Below are 18,048 nucleotides of genomic sequence, written 5' to 3'. Positions count from 1 at the left end.
GATCACCTTAGCTCAGAGAGCTAGTGTTCCCGTCACAGAAGCGGGAAGATACGCTAAAAATTTATGTTTCATGGCTTGGCTAATTTTTTTGTGTAAATCTGGTTCCAGAAGGTCTAGGCTTTGAATACAACCGTACTTGATAGATTTATCTTCTAGAGCAGTAACAAAATCATCGACACTACTTTCATTTTTTAGATAGTTGACAGAGGTATCGGGTTTTAGATTCGCTTCATCTTTTTGAATTTTCAGATGATTCATCAGGGTTATCGGATTCACCTGAGCCACATCTCTAAATTGATATCTAATCTGCTCTGTCAGTAGCTGAGGATGATTTAGCAAATAATCTTTCAATATGTTCCTATCGACGATGTGAGGATAGTGATGAATTTCAAAGAATTGATCCATACCGATTATTTTGGCACTTAGCATTTGGGCGATAGTATGCCTTGGTTGAATCGGTGTTCCAAATAGTTTAAAGCGAGATTTTCGGAAACTAAGCTTAGCATTTAATGCAGCACTCTTACGCCAGTGGCCGTGAATGTTCAGCTTTTTACCATTTAAAAAGTCATCTGTTTTTACTGGTTGGTTAAAAAAGAAATCATCATTCATATAGATGAAGTAATCAGATAGCCCCTCAATATTCCATATCATCGACTCAATCGATCGGGTATTAAACGTAGGCAAAAATTGCTCATAACCTAAAAATATGTCCTTATGATCAACAATGCGTATTTTATCTGCTGAGCAAATACCTTGCTTGGCAAACTCATCGATGAACGCTGGCTTTTGTTGATCTGTGACGACATATATATGACGACAAAAAGGCACATATTTGATGATAGAAGCAATATTATAATATATCTCATCGTCACTGGCGAAACGTGTGTCAGTTATTGCATCAGATGCCACTTCTTTACTTGGCTTATACTGTTCTCGCTTTTGTTTGAGTATAGGGTCTGCGCCATCTACCCAAGCAATGACGATGTCTAATGTGTTTTCATTAGGCTGCTTCATAACTGATCCTGCTCTCTTCGGATATGCATCTATTTTAGTAGCTATATTAGACCAGCTATGATATTTGCTGATGTGATTATTAACGAGGTTTAATCGATTTAGATAGTTAGACTCATTATAATTTTTATAGAGATACCGTTAAATCCTGCTCGTACTTTACTAAATAAATGCCGAGCACCAGCGGTAGGTGAGACTAGCATATAAAGTCAGAACGCTGCAATAATTATGACTATAGTTGCATTCATTTGGCTAACCTATCATGCCTATACCGTTAAAAAATCAAGCTGAGACACTGATGCCACCTACTATTCTATTTATTTTAAAAGCGCTTGAAGGTCGTGGTGCTGAGCGTATGGTTGCGACGTTGGCAAGCGCTTATGCAGATATGGGCTATCGTACTTATATCCTATGCTTGGAAGCGACGCAAGATATGCTACTAGACGCTCGCGTGCAATATCACATCGTGCCATATGATGAGGTGTTTTCTGAGCAGAATCTCGACCCAGAATCTACACAAGCACAAGCCTATGAATCAGTCGCTAAACGTATTGATACTTACGTGTTTCGCCAAATAGGAGTGCCAGATTTGATACTGGCTAATATTTATAAGATAAACTGGATTATGGCATATAGCCAGTTGCCAAACATCGTAAATGTACTGCATACAGCGCTATCAAAGCAGTTCCAAAACCAATTATTAGAGGCGCCAGTACAGACTATAAATCATTTAAAAATGGTCTATGGTGCTCATCTTTGCAGCTGTGTAAGTAAGGGTGCACGCCAAGACTTGATTGCTCTTATAGGAGATATTACCAAAACCACAACAATCTATAACCCTTGTGATGCTATCGCTATAAATACCAAAGCAGCAGTATCTAGCCATCTTGAACATTTCGGCTTAGTAGATAAAGATTACATTATACATGTCGCCTCATTTGATGACATGAAAGGTCATCGAGACTTGCTACAGGCGTATGCTAAAACAGAACGAAAGCTGCCGTTAGTACTAGTGGGTAAAGGTAGGCTTGAAGCAGAGATTGAACAGTTGGCTGTCCAACTAAATATTAGCGATAGTATTCAGTTTTTAGGCTTTCAGACCAACCCTTATCCATTAATTAGATCAGCTGCACTGATGGTACTCACCTCTAAGTTTGAAGGCTTTGGTTATGTCATAGTAGAGGCACAAGCACTGGGTGTACCAGTAATCAGTACGGATTGTCCTTTTGGGCCAAGAGAATTATTACCTAAAGAAAACTTAATAGCGGTAGGTGATATTGATGGTTTGGCTTTACTTATCGATCAAGTCATAGATAATCTTACAGATTATATCGTGCCGCTAAACCAGCAGTTACTACCCAAAAATATTGCAAGACAGTACTTAGCGTTTGGTTCTGTTTTAGATTCAGGAGAAAATGAGGGTTTATAACTTGTAGTGGTTCTTAATTAAACGCAATCAAGTAGAGGTTATTAACTGCGAGTCATTAACTACAAAGTGTCGAATAGCGATTTAGAGATAGGAGAGTGGTTGATGACGGGTACACCATGCGATTGATAGATTCTGCCAAGTAAGTTAAACGAAGGGATAATGCGCTCGTTCATGACTTTACTGAGCATACTTGGTGCACTATTGTTTTTATTTTCATAAAACCGTGGTTGCTTGCTGTTAAGCAGATCAATACCGTACAGATGAATACTCGCTGCTTGACGCGAAAACGCCAACTGCGCCGCGACATAAGCAACGGTTCCTGCTTCCACAAATCCATGAGTAATGTTAAGAGAGACGCCGATGTCAGCCGCTTTATGATCGCTATCAATAATAAAGTTTGGATTATTGATAAAGTATGATAGCGGCATTTTTTTATTGAGTAATTTTTTCTTAAAGATAAGCTTATTAAAAGATAGCTTGTTTGACTTCACCCCCCATGGCCTATCTACTGGGTACAACACTCGCATGGCACGATGGTACGTTCGCATAATATCAGGGTGCGTAGTGGCCATTGCTTCAAAGACAGCTAACGTTGCATATAGAGGTTGCCCTGTATAGTACTGCTGTAAAATCTCCGGCTGATGATTGATAAAGCGCGCATCACTGATGACGTAACCAGCAATATCGGTAAACTGATGCTGCCTAATCAGGCTGATACTGCCATTGACAAAAATAGTAGGCGTATCTAGGAGCTCTGCTAACGGTAGCTGCTGTATAGATGGCCCTGAGGCGATAATATTGATGTCTTTTCCATGCAGGCTTTGTGCTGGTTCATTGGCATTAAACGCATTGATAATGATGAGCTCATTATCAATATTGAACCCAGCGGTAGCAGGTAATCTCAAATATAGCGCCATACTATTTTCCAGTCGTTTATTTCACCTATCTTATATCGTAATACACTGCCTTTATGCTAATTATAAATTGTCTAAATATGGTTAATTGCTAAATATCTATTGCCAATGGTCTTTTAACCATGGGCTTGGCTTCACATGTCGATACCATTTACCGCCACTACCAGCAATTGCATCGGGCGGGTTAATCTCACCGTGGAAAATAACGATTTTGGCATCATCCGGCAGAGTAGGTGTGCGCACAAAATTAAAAGGAATCGGCGCAATACATTGGTACTTAAAGCTGACACACCATGTTTTGTCCCAATACTCTAGGTGATGATGCTCACGCAAATAGTTAGAGAGGTAAGCCTGCTCGTGACGTACTTGGGTACGAATGGTTTCAAAGTTTCGCTCAAAATTGGACAGCAAGTCAGGATAAGTATTCATACCAATATTAAAGCGATAGACGGAGCTATTGCCAATCATGCGCCAAGGTTTTTTCCAGTCGCGAATGATGACGACACTGTCCTCATGCTCAGCTTGGTAAGTAAAAAATGCATCGATATTATCGACAATGACGATATCGATATCTAAAAATAGGGCCACACCTTTTAAATCATACAGCTCAGGCTTAAAGGTAGTCAGTTTTTTCCAACCACGTTCAGGACCTGCTGGCAAATCCATGTCAGGTATCGGATAACAGGCAATCGCAGGGTCAATACCTGTGCTGTCATCGGTCAAGCAAACCATTTGGAAATCTAGGGTTAGATGTCGACTAACCATGTTGTAGAGACGATTGACGTATTCAGGACCATATTTGTCGCCCCATTTCATACAGATGATATAACGCTGTTCAGCAGCATTTGTGCTGGTTTGATGAGGGTCTATAGATGAGGTCTTAGTTACGTCAGATGTCATAATGCACTCGTATTGAGATAATAGTCAGATAAATGAAGGACTAATAAAAGTAAAAGAATATAGAGTTCAGCCAATATTAGCATAGCTATGACTGATGATACGTCTAAATTGATGGTATGTCTAAACTGATGGTATGTATAAATAGGCAACACTAGGTTGGTGATGACTAATGATTGTCGAATTTAGTGTTATCATTTTTAACAGCACTATCGTTTTTAGCATTGTCGCTTTTAACGCTATCGTTGATATCGCTAGCAGAACGACTAGAAACGCTAGAATGGTGAGATTGGATAAAGGCTGCTAAAGTCTCTTTATCTTTTCGGTAAGGATTGCCTAAGTTTGGTATGCGCTTAAAACGTCGATAGCCCCACATATAATGACTGTAGTTGTCTGTAATCATACGCTCCATGGCCTGATTGAGAGCATGAGTCGCCACTTCAGCATTACGGTCATACAAGGCTGGATCGTCGAGTTTGTAGCAGTAGATATCAAAACCGCGTCCATCGGTACGGCGAATACAAGATAAGCCAACCAGCGCACATTTGGTTTTGCTGGCCAGTTTGGAAGCAAGTGTACTGGTCAATGTTTCGATACCAAAGAACGGAACGACAACGCCGCCTGATGGTTCTGGAACGTGGTCGGGCAGTACAATACTAAAACCACCTTGCTTGAGCGTTTTAAACACGGCTTTAACGCCGCTCCCATCAGTAGGTACCAAAGTGGCATTAAGTCGCGCTCGTCCTTGAAGAATAAACTCGTTAGCGAATTTGCCGTCAACTGGCTTATACATAATGGTTGGCGCACCAAACTGATTGAGCCAAGCATTCATCATCTCCCAAGTGCCGAGATGCGGGACGATAGCAAGCATACCATTTGGATTGGCAAGACCCTCTAAAAAAATGTCTTTATTATGGACATCACGAATCTGAGCGATACTCCACTCAGGTGGCATCGCCCAGCTTTTTATAGATTCAATACTGGTCAAACATTGATGATAGATGATGTCTTTAGTCAGCGCCCGTTTTTGCTGCTCAGATAATTTGTCCGTAATCAGCGCCATATTGATCTGAATGGTACGCATGATACTTAGGCTGGGTATCTTAATGATAACCCACGCAACAAAACGTGCCAGCATCTGCAGTACAGACAATGGCACGACTTTGAAAATATGATACGGATTCATGACCACTCACATGGTAATGAATCACGTAACAAGCACTGTAGACAGCAACCGCGCATCATCAAACGATTTATTCAGCAGGCTTGTTGGTATCAGCCTGTGCTTTTTCACGCACACGGATACCAAGCTCGCGTAATTGTTTGCTATCAACGCCAGCAGGTGCTTGAGTTAATGGGCAATCAGCTGTTTTGGTTTTTGGGAAGGCGATAACGTCACGGATAGAGCTTGCGCCTACCATCAACATAATCAAACGATCCAAACCAAACGCTAGGCCGCCATGCGGTGGCGCACCGAATTTTAGAGCATCAAGTAAGAAACCGAATTTGTCTTCAGCTTCTTGCTCACCAATACCCAAGGCTTCAAGTACAGCTTGCTGCATATCGTAAGTATTGATACGTAAGCTACCACCACCAATCTCAGTACCGTTCAATACCATGTCATAAGCGATAGAAAGGGCAGATTCTGGGTTGTTTTTCAACTCTTCAACTGAGCCTTTAGGCTTAGTGAACGGATGATGCATTGACGTCCAACGACCATCATCAGTCTCTTCAAACATTGGGAAGTCAGTTACCCAAAGTGGTGCCCATTCACAAGTCGTCATTTCAAGATCTAGACCGATTTTTTGGCGCAATGCACCAATCGCATCATTCACGACACTTGCTTTGTCCGCACCAAAGAAGATAATGTCGCCATCTTCTGCAGCAGTACGCTCGATCAAGCTCACAAGCACATCATCAGTCATGTTTTTGATAATTGGAGACTGTAGGCCAGACTCTTTATCCACACCGTTGTTGATGCTGCTAGCGTCATTGACTTTGATATAAGCCAAACCGCGTGCGCCATAAATACCAACAAACTTGGTATAAGCATCAATTTGCTTACGGCTTAATGATGCGCCACCAGGGATGCGTAGGGCAGCCACACGACCTTTAGGATCGTTCGCAGGGCCAGCAAATACCTTAAAGTCAACGTCTTTCATCAAATCTGCAACATCAACCAACTTTAGAGGAATACGTAAGTCAGGCTTGTCTGATGCATAGTCGCGCATGGCTTCTGCGTAAGTCATACGTGGGAACTGCTTGAACTCAACGTCCATCATTGTCTTAAACAAATGCTTGATAAGACCTTCGTTGATGTTCATGATTTCTTCCTCATTTAAGAAAGAAGTCTCAATATCCACCTGAGTAAATTCAGGCTGACGATCGGCACGTAAATCTTCATCACGGAAGCATTTGGCAATTTGATAATAACGGTCAAAACCTGACACCATCAATAATTGCTTAAATAGCTGTGGTGACTGCGGCAGGGCAAAGAAGTTACCTGGACGAGTACGTGATGGTACAAGATAATCACGCGCACCTTCAGGCGTTGCACGAGTCAAGATAGGCGTCTCAACATCCAAGAAGCCATGATCATCTAAATAACGACGAATCGCTGACGTTGCCTTGGCACGGAATACCATACGCTCTTGCATTTGCGGACGACGCATATCAAGATAACGATACTTCAGACGCAAGTCTTCAGATACAGTCGTTTTTTCGTCATTCAATGGGAATGGCGGCGTTTCAGATTTAGCCAGTACTTCAATTTCTTTGCCCAATAGCTCAATCTGGCCACTGGTCATATTATTATTTTCAGTACCTTCATAACGGCGACGTACGCGGCCAGTTATCTTTAGCACGTATTCAGGACGGACAGCATCAGCTGCTGCGAAAGCTTCTGGGGTATCAGGGTCGACCACGACCTGTAAGATACCAGCGCGGTCACGCATGTCTAAGAAAATCACGCCACCGTGATCGCGACGACGATGTACCCAGCCTACGATACTAATGGTTTGCTCAAGCAAGCTCTCGGTTACGGCTCCGCAATACTCGTCTCGGTATTCGCTATGCGTCATAGTGCTTTGCGTCATAATATGGTTATCCAGTTATCAGCCCAATTCGAAGTACAATAATGCAGCCATTGTTGTGCGTTTCAAGCTATTTGCAAAAAAAACACACAAACAACGCGATTAAGACATATGGTCATCACGTTGGCTGCAGAAAATTTGATATAAACGCATATTATGCCTAATCTGCCTTTGTTATACAACCGGCTGAGTTCAATCAAAGAACGGGAGTCTGTAAGTATCTGAGGTATTTATTCTGCGTTATTTATATTGGGTTAAATATTGTCATCATGCTTGAAAACGCCGCTTAGTGTGCACATATCAACCGCACGCTAATAAAAACAGCCATATCAATATATTTACTGACTTGAGGATTTGTAACCATGCTATTTCATCCCCCTAAAAACCCTGTCGAGCTTAAAATACGCCACTTGAATGATGCTCAAAAGCAGCGCCGCGAAGATTTGATGGAAGCCACCCAAGGCAAAGCTGCCCTCAAACAGTTCAAAAAAGTCATGGCCAAAAAAGCCAAGCAAGCATTGAAAGCAAAAACTAAAAATAAGAAAAAACATACCGATGATAAGGCACAAGTTTTTGTTCTCGATTTTGACGGTGATATCAAAGCAACTGCGGTCAAACATTTGCGTGAAGAAATCAGTACTTTAATTAGTACCGCAAATAAAGGTGACGAAGTTATCGTCCGTCTCGAATCAGGCGGCGGTTTGGTACACGGCTATGGTTTGGCCGCAGCGCAATTGGTTCGCTTAAAAGATGCTGGTTTAAAACTAACGGTCTGTGTTGATAAAGTGGCGGCGAGCGGTGGTTATATGATGGCATGTGTTGCAGACAAGGTAATAGCAGCACCGTTCGCTATCATTGGTTCAATCGGTGTGGTGTCGCAATTGCCAAACTTCCATAAATGGCTAAAAAACCATGACGTCGATTATGAGATGTTTACCGCTGGTGACTACAAGCGTACGGTAACTGTATTTGGTGAAAATGATGCCGAAGACCGTGCCAAATATCAAGAAGAGCTAGAGCAGACGCATGAGCTATTTAAGCATTTCGTTAACACGTATCGTCCAGAACTCGATGTTGCCAAAGTAGCTACGGGTGAGCATTGGTATGGTGAAGATGCGCTAAAACTTAACTTAATTGATAGTCTACAGACTTCAGACAGCTACATTTTGGAACGTATGGAAGACAAAGAAGTGTATGCACTATATTCACGTCAGAAGCCGACGTTAGCAGAAAAGTTGGGATTGGCTCAAGCAGCAGAAGCGACATTGAGCATGGCTGTAGATAAATTACCTGATGCACTTGCACGTTTTGATTTGAATAGTCGCCTAAATATTCTGAAATAATGTTAGTTATCATTATGATAGTTAAATAATGGTATTTTAGTGTTCAGAAGTTTTTGGATACATTGTTTATATTTTGTAAAAGGCGTGGCCTAGCTGGTCGCGCCTTTTTGCTGTTTATTGACAATTGCTGTGTTATAAATGTAGCACACGGAAAACAGTATACGTGCGTGCACTAAAGCTCTAGTAGAGCTTTTTATCAACATTTGATTTAGACAATCAATACAGAAAAGGAAGTCATTTATGTCTAACGACAATTTAATGTTTACCGCAACAGAACATGGTCAAGCCATGCATGCCAAAGTCAAAGCGTTCATCGAAACGAATATTGAGCCTATCGAAGCCCAATTCTGGGAAGATTGTCATAAGAAAAACCCTGATGGTAATTGGGAAAACTGGGAGTGGCCAGAAGCCTACGAAAACCTGCGCAAGCAAGCACGTGAAGAAGGTTTATGGAATTTATTCCTGCCAGATGACACACTAGGTGCAGGACTGTCAGTCACTGATTATGCGCCTATTGCAGAATTGACTGGTCGCAGTTTGCTAGCACCTCATGTATTTAACTGTAATGCCCCTGACAGCGGTAACATGGAGCTGTTATGGCGCTACGGTACTCAAGAGCAGCAAGACAAGTGGCTCACGCCAATCCTAGAAGGTAAGACGCGTTCTGTGTTTTGTATGACTGAGCCTGATGTAGCGTCAAGTGATGCAACCAATATGCAAGCAACAGCGGTAGTAGATGGTGATGAGATTGTCATCAATGGTAGCAAATGGTGGTCATCTGGTCTTGGCGATCCAGCGGTTGATGTTTTAATTGTGATGGCATATACCGCGGATGAAAGTGCAGACCGTCATCATCAGCATTCGATGGTGCTTGTACCAGTCAACACTCTGGGTGTGAACATTAAACGTATGCTTAAAGTGTTTGGTGATTATGATGCACCGCACGGCCATGGTGAGATTAGCTTCGAGAATGTGCGTGTGCCAGTCAGCCACTTTATTGGCGGACCTGGTAAAGGTTTTGAGATTGCACAGGGTCGTCTAGGGCCAGGCCGTATTCATCATTGCATGCGCTGTATCGGCGCTGCTGAAAAATCTCTTGAATTAGCGGTCAAACGTGGCATGTCACGTACTGCCTTTGGTAAGCCATTACTACAATTAGGTGGTAACTTTGAGCGTATCAGCGAGGCCCGTATCAAAATCGACCAAGCACGCTTGCTCACATTGTACGCCGCACAAAAAATGGATGCTCAAGGCACCAAAGCCGCATTGACTGAAATCTCTGCTATTAAAGTAGTGGCGCCAACTGTGCTACAAGAAGTCGTCGATATGGCAATTCAGATTCATGGTGGTATGGGCGTCTGCCAAGATACCTTGCTACCGAATTTCTACGCGCAAGCACGTGTACTACGTTTAGCAGACGGTCCAGATGAAGTACATAAAACCATGATTGCTAAGCTAGAACTAAAACGTCAGGGCTTTAGTCGTTCTGCTAAATCTGACAAAGCTTAGCCTTAAGTTTCATCTTAACAAACGGTTGTATGAGTTAGTTTTGATTTGCTCACGCAACTATCAAGAATAAACCAATCAACAAGCTAATTAAGAATTCACTATTAACGACTTAGTAGTGAATTTTTCATCACTAAAGCGAGTCCTTATTTCAAAAATAGTGAGAAGAATGAGATAAATTGAATTGAGAACTAGCTCGCATATCTGTTATAAAAATAAATGACCACATGATAAGGAATGTCTCATGGCAACTGATAATAAAGTACTAGACAAAGGCGGTGCCGTACGCGAAGGTGAAGAGCTTGATGCCAAAGCAGTCAGTGAATGGCTTCGCGGTCAAGGTGTCGACGTGGTAGGCGAGCCTACAGTCACTCAGTTCTCAGGCGGCGCATCAAACTGGACGTATCGACTACAGTATGAGGGTAAAGATAAAAACCAAGACCTCATATTACGTCGTCCACCAAAAGGTACCAAGGCAAAATCTGCCCATGACATGGTGCGTGAGTACACCGTTCAAAAAGCGTTAAAAGATGCATATCCTTATGTGCCTGAGATGATTGCGCTATGTACGGATGAAGCTGTTATCGGCGCTGACTTTTATGTGATGGAGCGGATGGAAGGTATTATCCCTCGTGCAGAATTACCAGAAGGTATCGATCTAAATCCTGAGCAAACGCGTCTGCTTTGCACCAATGTATTAGACGCTCTGGTAGAGCTACACCAGATAGACTATACCGAGCATCCTGATTTGGTCAATTTGGGCCGCGGTGAAGGCTACTGTGAACGTCAGATTAGTGGTTGGGATAAACGTTACGTTAAAGCTAAGACACCAAACGTACCGAGCTTTGCACTGGTTAGACAATGGCTTGCTAAGCACACACCAGCTGATAGCAAAACTTGTATCATTCATAATGATTGGCGCTTTGACAATGTCATACTTGATGCAGATGAGCCGACCAAAGTTATTGGCGTGCTCGACTGGGAGATGGCAACCCTTGGTGATCCATTGATGGACTTGGGTAGTGCGTTGGCTTACTGGATTGAAGAAGATGATAATATCATCATGCAGCAGTTCCGTCGTCAGCCAACACATTTAGAAGGCATGATGACGCGCGATGAAGTGGTTGAATATTATCTAAAACAGTCAGGTTTAGAGATAGATAATTGGACCTTTTATGAAGTGTTTGGATTGTTCCGCCTCTCAGGTATCATTCAACAGATCTACTATCGTTATTATCATAAGCAAACCACCAATCCAGCGTTCAAAAACGCTTGGCTCGTTATACATGTTATGCATGCTAAATGTTTGAAATTAATTGCACAATATGAAGGCGAAGCTTTATTCAATGCACATGTTCAGCCGCATTTAGAAGACATAGGCGTAGATGCTGCTGCTATCGAGCAGTTACCAAGCCCTGTTCAAAAAGTGGTCAAAAGTATTTTACCAAAAGGTTATTTTGCAAAAGCACCTGACTCTCCTGAAGCGTAAGTATTCAGCAAACTGTACTTTAGCAAATATGATAAAAGGTAATAATTTATGACAACCATACTTTTAGCACGTCATGGCCAAGCGTCTTTTGGACAAGAAAACTATGATCAACTCTCAGAACTAGGCACTGTTCAGGCCCAAATGCTAGGTCAGCACTATGCAGCTACGCAGCGCCGTATCGATGCCATATTTACTGGTAGGTTGGTTCGACAGCAAGACTCAGCACGTCATTTTTGGGAGCGTTATCAATCATCTGCACATGTTAATAATGGCGATGGCACTGCTGTTGCGCCTTTAATCAACTTTGATCAGCCTGATAGTTATATTCTGCCGCAATTTGATGAGTTTAATCATAAAGACGTGTTCGTCAAGTCAGCAGAGGCATCGGGAAATCGATCTAACATCTCAGCTGAAATCGCCAAAGCAGAATCGCCAGCGACACGACTGGCTGAGCTATTTGATCAAGCGATGCAGCGCTGGCATGCTGGTGACAATGATCAAGACTATCTTGAAAGTTGGCCACAGTTTAATAATCGTGCACAACAAGCCCTTGAACAAGTACGTACAAAAGTAGCAAGTATGAGCTTAGATCAGGACAGCACCGTGCTCGTATTCACTTCAGGTGGTGTCATCGCTGCAATCACTGCCCAGTTATTGCGACAAGGCAGTCAGACCGCTTATCAGCTGAATAAAAGCTTGGTCAATACGGGGGTGACCTCTATTACTTTAAAGAATCAAAGCTCTCGCTTGCTGTCTTTGAATGAATATAGTCATTTATTCTCTGATGGTAAACCGTTTGTGACATGGCGATAAATTTACACATGATTTGCGAATAATATAGTGTCATATCTGCTTAAAGTATGAGCCTTATCGACGTTTATACTAAAAAGTTACCGATTTGATTCTGTGCAATATCGATATACAAAGGACGGTACATGCAAAATAAATTAATAAAATTGGTTGCTAAAAGTGCGCGCCATAGCAAAAACCAGATAGTAGGCGCGGTTCGACCTGCAAGCTATCTAAAAGACTTGAGTCAGCAGCAAGTAGGCACAGGTAAAACGGTGCTTATCACAGGTGCCAGTTCAGGTCTGGGCGAGGGCATGGCCAGACTGTTTGCTAGCCTTGGCTACAACTTGGCCATATGTGCGCGTCGCACTGATCGTTTAGAGCATCTAAAATCGGAGATGATGCAGAAGTATCCTGATATCCGAGTCGAATACCAAGCACTAGATGTGAGTGATTACGATACGGTCTTTCAAGTATTTGATGCTTTTGCAGATGACTTCGGTAGCATTGAGCGAGTAGTGGTCAATGCAGGTATTGGTGATAGCCGCCGCATTGGTAAAGGGCATTTTGAGACTAATCGTCGCACTGCTGATGTTAATTTTGTCGCCGCATTGGCACAGTGTGAAGCCGCCATGAATATCTTCCGTGCTCAGAATAGCGGGCATTTGGTCGTGATATCGAGCATGTCAGCAATGCGTGGATTGCCTAGACACTTGACAACCTATGGTGCAAGTAAAGCTGGTTTGGCTCACTTAGCAGAAGGTATTCGTGCTGATATGCTTTTGACCAATTTACCTATTAAAGTTTCTACAATTTACCCAGGTTATATTCGCACTGAAATCAACGAAGGCTCTAAGCCATTACCATTTGAAGTCGATGCAGATACTGGTACTAAAGCTATTGTCGCAGCTATCGAAGCGGGTGTGGATGAAGCCTGTGTGCCGAGCCTACCTTGGTCCATGGTCAGTCACGCGATGAAGCACTTGCCATTACAGGTAATGAATAAACTAAGTTAATCGAATTGGTTTTCCTAAGGCAGAAAAGAAGAAGCCCACTATTATTGTAGTGGGCTTCTTCTATTTGCTCTGAAATAGCAGGGCAAGTATTACAACGTTTGAGGATTATTTGACATATGCTGTTCACGCAGCTTTTGACGCAGTACTTTACCAACATTACTCTTTGGTAATTCACTGACAAACTCAATATGGCGTGGACATTTATAACCAGTCAAATTGTCCAGCGCAAATTCTTTGATGACTTCTTTAGTGACATTATTATCGGCGGGTACGATATAAATTTTAACCGCTTCGCCTTGATGGTCATCAGGAATACCAATTACTGCGCAATCGACGATACCATCACAGTCGAGCATAACGGATTCGATTTCGTTAGGGAATACATTGAATCCAGAAACCAAGATCATGTCTTTCTTACGATCTAGTAGGGTGATATAGCCTTTTTCGTCCATACTGATAATATCACCCGTACGGAAGTAGCCGTCACTTGTGAAATCATTGGTATTGTCTTTATTAAAGTAACCAGACGTAATATTAGGGCCTTTAATACACATTTCGCCTGCTTGATTTAGGCCCACACGTTTGCCATTGTCATCTACTACAATGATATCGACACTAGGAACAGGTATACCAATAGTACCGTTGAATTTACGATCAGTAATCACGTTAGCAGTACCTGCCGCAACGCCTTCCGTCATACCCCAACCTTCAACCATAGGGCAGCCAGTTACTTCCAACCAACGTGCTGCGGTTTGCTCAGTTGCCGCCATACCACCAGCCTGAGTGATACGTAATGAACTAAAGTCTAAGTTTTTAAAGTTTGGCTGGTCAAGTAACCCTTTGAATAGAGTGTTTACGGCAGGGAAGATATGGAACGGTTGTTTTGATAACGTTTTAATAAACCCTGGCATATCGCGCGGATTAGGTACTAGGATAAAGGTATAACCTGAACGCATACCAAGTAGACTCAGCATGAAGGCAAAAATATGATATAGCGGTAAGGCCATAACCATATTGATATATACTTCATTGATACCTGAGGTCACAGGACGATACCATGCCTCTGATTGCATAGCAGCAGCGACGACATTACGTTGTGTTAGGACAGCACCTTTAGATAGTCCAGTCGTACCACCTGTATACTGCAAAATAGCTTTCTGTTGTAGGGTGGTTTTTGGTGCTTGAATCGGTAGATTCTTACCTTTCTTTAGAACTTCAGGGAACTTAGTAACGTCATACTTAGGATCGTTTAGGTTGTACTTTGGAACCAGGCGTTTGACCTGACGGATGACCGTATTGACCAAAATACCTTTTAGACCCATCATATCGCCCATTTTTGACAGCACGATACGTTTGATATTGGTCTCTTCAATGACTTGCTCTAAGGCTTGAGCAAAGTTGTCAACGACAAAGATAACCTGAGCACCTGAGTCATTCAATTGGTGACGCAACTCGCGACCCGTATATAGTGGGTTTACTGGAGTGCAAACATAACCTGCACGTAGAATACCAATCATAGTTGGTAGATATTGGGGAACGTTTGGCATCATAAGAGCCACTACGCTGCCTTTAGGTAAACCTTGAGCCTGTAACCATGCTGCTACTGCCAGTGAAGCGTTATCAACATCACCATAAGTATGCGTCACACCCATACAGATAGTCATCGGATGCATACGAAAGCGGTTAAAACACTCTTCATATAACTCTATGAGGCTTTCATACTGATCCGGATTAATCGTCTTAGGTACGTTTTCCGGGTATTGAGAAAGCCAAGGTTTATCTACAGTCATGATTAGCGTCCTTAAATATTAAAATAAATTAAGGCTCTATAAAAAAGTAGTCACATCCATGTCAACAATTTATATTGCTGTTCCGTTAGCAAGAAATTGTCGAGTGTTATCCTATATATTCACATACTGCTAAAATACGAGGCCCTTATAAAGTTTGATTCAACCACAGAGCATAAATATCTCATCAGGTTAAAAAACTAATTAATGTTTTGATAATGAAAATAGCTACTAGTAATACTGCTAATCAATCGATATGAGTCATAATTATATAAGATTAAAATAACAGAAAGTATAGTGACACATTTTGGCAATACATTAACATAACTACAACCGTGCCTGTTATGCTTATACAAGAACTTGATAGTTTACAGTTAAATTTGATAAATGAAAAAATATATGTTGAATAATTATAAAATGCCTAGACAAGTAATTTACTTTCTTATCAAGTAATTAACATGAAGTTTATTCAAAAAATGTCATATAACTTAATATAAAGGTAGATTTGTAGTAATGGTAATAGAGAAATTTTATAATTGAATGACATAAAATGAATATACAAAAAGAGCATCTTACATTAAATGTAAAATGCTCTTTAGTGAAAATAAAATCAAATTTTTAAAAAATTAAAACTTTGATGTTCGTTTATCTTTGTGGATGGTCTGCATTGTGTTTTTCACGCAATTTTTGACGCAGTACTTTACCGACATTACTCTTTGGTAAGTCGCTCACAAACTCAATGTGACGTGGACACTTATAACCCGTTAGATTGTCTAACGCAAAATCTGTAATCACTTCTTTGGTAACATTATTGTCTTCAGGTACTACGTATATTTTGACCGCTTCACCTTGATGACTATCAGGAATACCAATTACCGCACAGTCAAGAATACCATCACAGTCAAGCATCACAGATTCGATTTCGTTCGGGAATACGTTAAACCCTGAAACCAAGATCATGTCTTTCTTACGATCTAGCAGTTTAATATAACCTTTGTCATCCATGCTGACAATATCACCAGTGCGGAAGTATCCATCGCTAGTAAAGTCAGCACTACTGTCTCTATTCAGATATCCAGAGGTTACGTTAGGGCCTTTAATACATAGTTCGCCCCCTTCGTTTAAACCTACATGCTTGCCGTCTTCATCGATAATAATGACATCGACACCAGGTGCTGGTACACCGATAGTACCGTTAAACTCACGATTGGTAATAACGTTGGCGGTACCGACGGCAACGCCTTCTGTCATACCCCAACCTTCGATCATCGCGCAGCCAGTCACTTCTAACCAGCGCTTCGCAGTTTGCTCAGTAGCCGCCATACCACCAGCTTGTGAGATACGCAAAGAGCTAAAGTCCAAATTTTTGAAATTAGGATTATCGAGCAGCCCCTTAAAGAGAGTATTGACCGCAGGGAAAATATGGAACGGTTGTTTTGACAAGGTTTTAACAAATCCAGGAATATCACGTGGATTAGGTACTAGTATAAAGGTATAGCCTGAGCGCATACCAAGTAAACTCAGCATGAATGCAAAAATATGATACAGCGGCAGCGCCATCACCATATTGATATACACTTCGTTAATTTCTGATGTGATAGGGCGAGTCCATGCTTCTGATTGCATCGCTGCTGCTACGATATTACGCTGCGACAAAATAGCGCCTTTCGAAAGACCTGTAGTACCACCTGTATATTGTAAAAATGCTTTTTGATCCAAAGACATTTTTGGCTGCTGAAAAGGTAGGTTTTTACCTTTTTTCAATACTTCAGGGAATTTAGTAACGTGGTATTTAGGGTCGTTAAGATTGTACTTGGGTACTAAGCGTTTGACCTGACGAATAATTGTATTGACCAAAATACCTTTCAAACCCATCATATCGCCCATCTTCGATAGGATAATACGTTTGATAGACGTTTCTTCAATGACTTGCTCGAGCGCTTGGGCAAAGTTATCGACCACAAAAATTGCTTGGGCACCAGAATCGTTAAGCTGATGGCGTAATTCTCGGCCAGTATATAGCGGGTTGACAGGGGTACAAACGTAGCCTGCACGCAATATCCCAATCATAGTTGGTAGATACTGTGGAACGTTTGGCATCATGAGAGCGACGACACTGCCTTTTGGCAAACCTTGGTTCTGTAGCCAAGCAGCGACTGCCATTGAAGCGTTATCAATATCACCATAAGTATGAGTCACTCCCATACAGATGCTCATTGGATGTCCACGGAAGCGATCGAAGCATTCTTCGTACAGCTCCATGATGCTGCTATATCTATCGGGATTAATGGTTTTTGGCACACCGGCTGGATATTGAGAAAGCCAAGGTTTGTTCGATATCATAGTTAGCATCCTTGCGATTTGATATAGGCTAAAGTATTTTGAAAAGGTGGTTGTCAATCTATCAGTAGTACAGAACACCATTTAAATAAGTGATATATCCCACATTCAATAGCGTCCTTGTCTATTGATTAATAGCTGGTTTTTTTGCTGCTGTCACAGCATTTTATTTAACGAATATTTAGATAAAGCATTAAATAGAACAAATAAATAAAAAATTCAATTATAAAAATAATGTTCGTTCTAAAACTATTTATCTGCTACTTACAAATAAAGTATCAAAAAAACGATACATTTGAGCAATACATTAGCATGAATTTAGTCTAAAACAATAACAGTAAGCGATACTGATCAGTACATATATTAACTTATTAGAATATATTAACTTTGCTGGCTGACAAAAGAAGGATTAGATAATTAATATTGGTAAGCTGA

The 18,048-nt window shown here is 41.5% G+C and carries 13 protein-coding genes; 6 read left to right on the top strand and 7 right to left on the bottom strand.

What is annotated here, in order from left to right; translation table 11 throughout:
• Nucleotides 1–12: 12 nt before the first annotated feature.
• Nucleotides 13–1,014 carry a capsular polysaccharide biosynthesis protein gene (locus ACQKC9_RS03610; RefSeq protein ID WP_427620541.1) on the bottom strand — a complete coding sequence of 334 codons (1,002 nt, stop codon included), beginning with the start codon at nucleotides 1,012–1,014 and terminating at the stop codon, nucleotides 13–15.
• Nucleotides 1,015–1,273: 259 nt separating this feature from the next.
• Between ACQKC9_RS03610 and ACQKC9_RS03605 the strand changes: the two genes are divergently transcribed.
• Nucleotides 1,274–2,440: a glycosyltransferase gene (locus ACQKC9_RS03605; protein ID WP_427620540.1), complete on the top strand. Its 1,167-nt coding sequence runs from the start codon at nucleotides 1,274–1,276 to the stop codon at nucleotides 2,438–2,440.
• 59 nt (nucleotides 2,441–2,499) lie between these two features.
• On the opposite strand, the gene ACQKC9_RS03600 is transcribed toward ACQKC9_RS03605, so the two are convergent.
• The 4 genes from ACQKC9_RS03600 to aspS all read right to left on the bottom strand — a co-directional run bounded on the left by ACQKC9_RS03600 (nucleotide 2,500) and on the right by aspS (nucleotide 7,331).
• Nucleotides 2,500–3,357, bottom strand: a complete 858-nt coding sequence (locus tag ACQKC9_RS03600; RefSeq protein WP_427620539.1) for a hypothetical protein — start codon at nucleotides 3,355–3,357, stop codon at nucleotides 2,500–2,502.
• Nucleotides 3,358–3,453: 96 nt separating this feature from the next.
• Entirely contained in the window at nucleotides 3,454–4,254 is an 801-nt protein-coding gene (locus ACQKC9_RS03595; RefSeq protein WP_427620538.1) for a glycosyltransferase, read from the bottom strand.
• Between the two features lie 166 nt (nucleotides 4,255–4,420).
• Nucleotides 4,421–5,437, bottom strand: coding sequence for a lysophospholipid acyltransferase family protein (locus ACQKC9_RS03590; protein ID WP_427620537.1), 1,017 nt, complete (start codon nucleotides 5,435–5,437; stop codon nucleotides 4,421–4,423).
• 67 nt (nucleotides 5,438–5,504) lie between these two features.
• Nucleotides 5,505–7,331, bottom strand: a complete 1,827-nt coding sequence (gene aspS / locus ACQKC9_RS03585; protein ID WP_427620923.1) for an aspartate--tRNA ligase — start codon at nucleotides 7,329–7,331, stop codon at nucleotides 5,505–5,507.
• Between the two features lie 374 nt (nucleotides 7,332–7,705).
• Between aspS and sohB the strand changes: the two genes are divergently transcribed.
• From sohB to ACQKC9_RS03560, 5 genes are all read left to right on the top strand, one after another.
• The gene (gene sohB / locus ACQKC9_RS03580) at nucleotides 7,706–8,686 is read left to right on the top strand and encodes a protease SohB (RefSeq protein ID WP_427620536.1); all 981 of its coding nucleotides are present in this window, start codon (nucleotides 7,706–7,708) and stop codon (nucleotides 8,684–8,686) included.
• Between the two features lie 258 nt (nucleotides 8,687–8,944).
• On the top strand, nucleotides 8,945–10,195 hold the full coding sequence (locus tag ACQKC9_RS03575; RefSeq protein WP_427620921.1) for an acyl-CoA dehydrogenase family protein: 1,251 nt from the start codon (nucleotides 8,945–8,947) through the stop codon (nucleotides 10,193–10,195).
• Nucleotides 10,196–10,436: 241 nt separating this feature from the next.
• Nucleotides 10,437–11,681, top strand: coding sequence for a phosphotransferase family protein (locus tag ACQKC9_RS03570; RefSeq protein ID WP_427620535.1), 1,245 nt, complete (start codon nucleotides 10,437–10,439; stop codon nucleotides 11,679–11,681).
• 48 nt (nucleotides 11,682–11,729) lie between these two features.
• Complete coding sequence (locus tag ACQKC9_RS03565) at nucleotides 11,730–12,494, top strand: histidine phosphatase family protein (protein ID WP_427620534.1); 765 nt, start codon at nucleotides 11,730–11,732, stop codon at nucleotides 12,492–12,494.
• Nucleotides 12,495–12,616: 122 nt separating this feature from the next.
• Nucleotides 12,617–13,486, top strand: coding sequence for an SDR family oxidoreductase (locus tag ACQKC9_RS03560; RefSeq protein WP_427620533.1), 870 nt, complete (start codon nucleotides 12,617–12,619; stop codon nucleotides 13,484–13,486).
• Nucleotides 13,487–13,575: 89 nt separating this feature from the next.
• Here ACQKC9_RS03560 and ACQKC9_RS03555 read toward each other — a convergent pair whose 3' ends face one another.
• On the bottom strand, nucleotides 13,576–15,276 hold the full coding sequence (locus tag ACQKC9_RS03555) for an AMP-binding protein (protein WP_427620532.1): 1,701 nt from the start codon (nucleotides 15,274–15,276) through the stop codon (nucleotides 13,576–13,578).
• A gap of 642 nt (nucleotides 15,277–15,918) precedes the next feature.
• Nucleotides 15,919–17,616 carry an AMP-binding protein gene (locus ACQKC9_RS03550; RefSeq protein WP_427620531.1) on the bottom strand — a complete coding sequence of 566 codons (1,698 nt, stop codon included), beginning with the start codon at nucleotides 17,614–17,616 and terminating at the stop codon, nucleotides 15,919–15,921.
• Nucleotides 17,617–18,048 lie beyond the last annotated feature (432 nt).

The sequence above is a fragment of the Psychrobacter sp. NPDC078409 genome, from assembly GCF_050268505.1.
Classification (GTDB): Bacteria; Pseudomonadota; Gammaproteobacteria; order Pseudomonadales; family Moraxellaceae; genus Psychrobacter.
This window is presented reverse-complemented; position numbering and strand designations above follow the sequence as displayed.

Bases quoted from the DNA above. Each gene is read 5' to 3' on its own strand.
- ACQKC9_RS03610 (WP_427620541.1), bottom strand. From the start codon at position 1,014: ATGAAGCAGCCTAATGAAAACACATTAGACATCGTCATTGCTTGGGTA.
- ACQKC9_RS03605 (WP_427620540.1), top strand. From the start codon at position 1,274: ATGCCTATACCGTTAAAAAATCAAGCTGAGACACTGATGCCACCTACT.
- ACQKC9_RS03600 (WP_427620539.1), bottom strand. From the start codon at position 3,357: ATGGCGCTATATTTGAGATTACCTGCTACCGCTGGGTTCAATATTGAT.
- ACQKC9_RS03595 (WP_427620538.1), bottom strand. From the start codon at position 4,254: ATGACATCTGACGTAACTAAGACCTCATCTATAGACCCTCATCAAACC.
- ACQKC9_RS03590 (WP_427620537.1), bottom strand. From the start codon at position 5,437: ATGAATCCGTATCATATTTTCAAAGTCGTGCCATTGTCTGTACTGCAG.
- aspS (WP_427620923.1), bottom strand. From the start codon at position 7,331: ATGACGCATAGCGAATACCGAGACGAGTATTGCGGAGCCGTAACCGAG.
- sohB (WP_427620536.1), top strand. From the start codon at position 7,706: ATGCTATTTCATCCCCCTAAAAACCCTGTCGAGCTTAAAATACGCCAC.
- ACQKC9_RS03575 (WP_427620921.1), top strand. From the start codon at position 8,945: ATGTTTACCGCAACAGAACATGGTCAAGCCATGCATGCCAAAGTCAAA.
- ACQKC9_RS03570 (WP_427620535.1), top strand. From the start codon at position 10,437: ATGGCAACTGATAATAAAGTACTAGACAAAGGCGGTGCCGTACGCGAA.
- ACQKC9_RS03565 (WP_427620534.1), top strand. From the start codon at position 11,730: ATGACAACCATACTTTTAGCACGTCATGGCCAAGCGTCTTTTGGACAA.
- ACQKC9_RS03560 (WP_427620533.1), top strand. From the start codon at position 12,617: ATGCAAAATAAATTAATAAAATTGGTTGCTAAAAGTGCGCGCCATAGC.
- ACQKC9_RS03555 (WP_427620532.1), bottom strand. From the start codon at position 15,276: ATGACTGTAGATAAACCTTGGCTTTCTCAATACCCGGAAAACGTACCT.
- ACQKC9_RS03550 (WP_427620531.1), bottom strand. From the start codon at position 17,616: ATGATATCGAACAAACCTTGGCTTTCTCAATATCCAGCCGGTGTGCCA.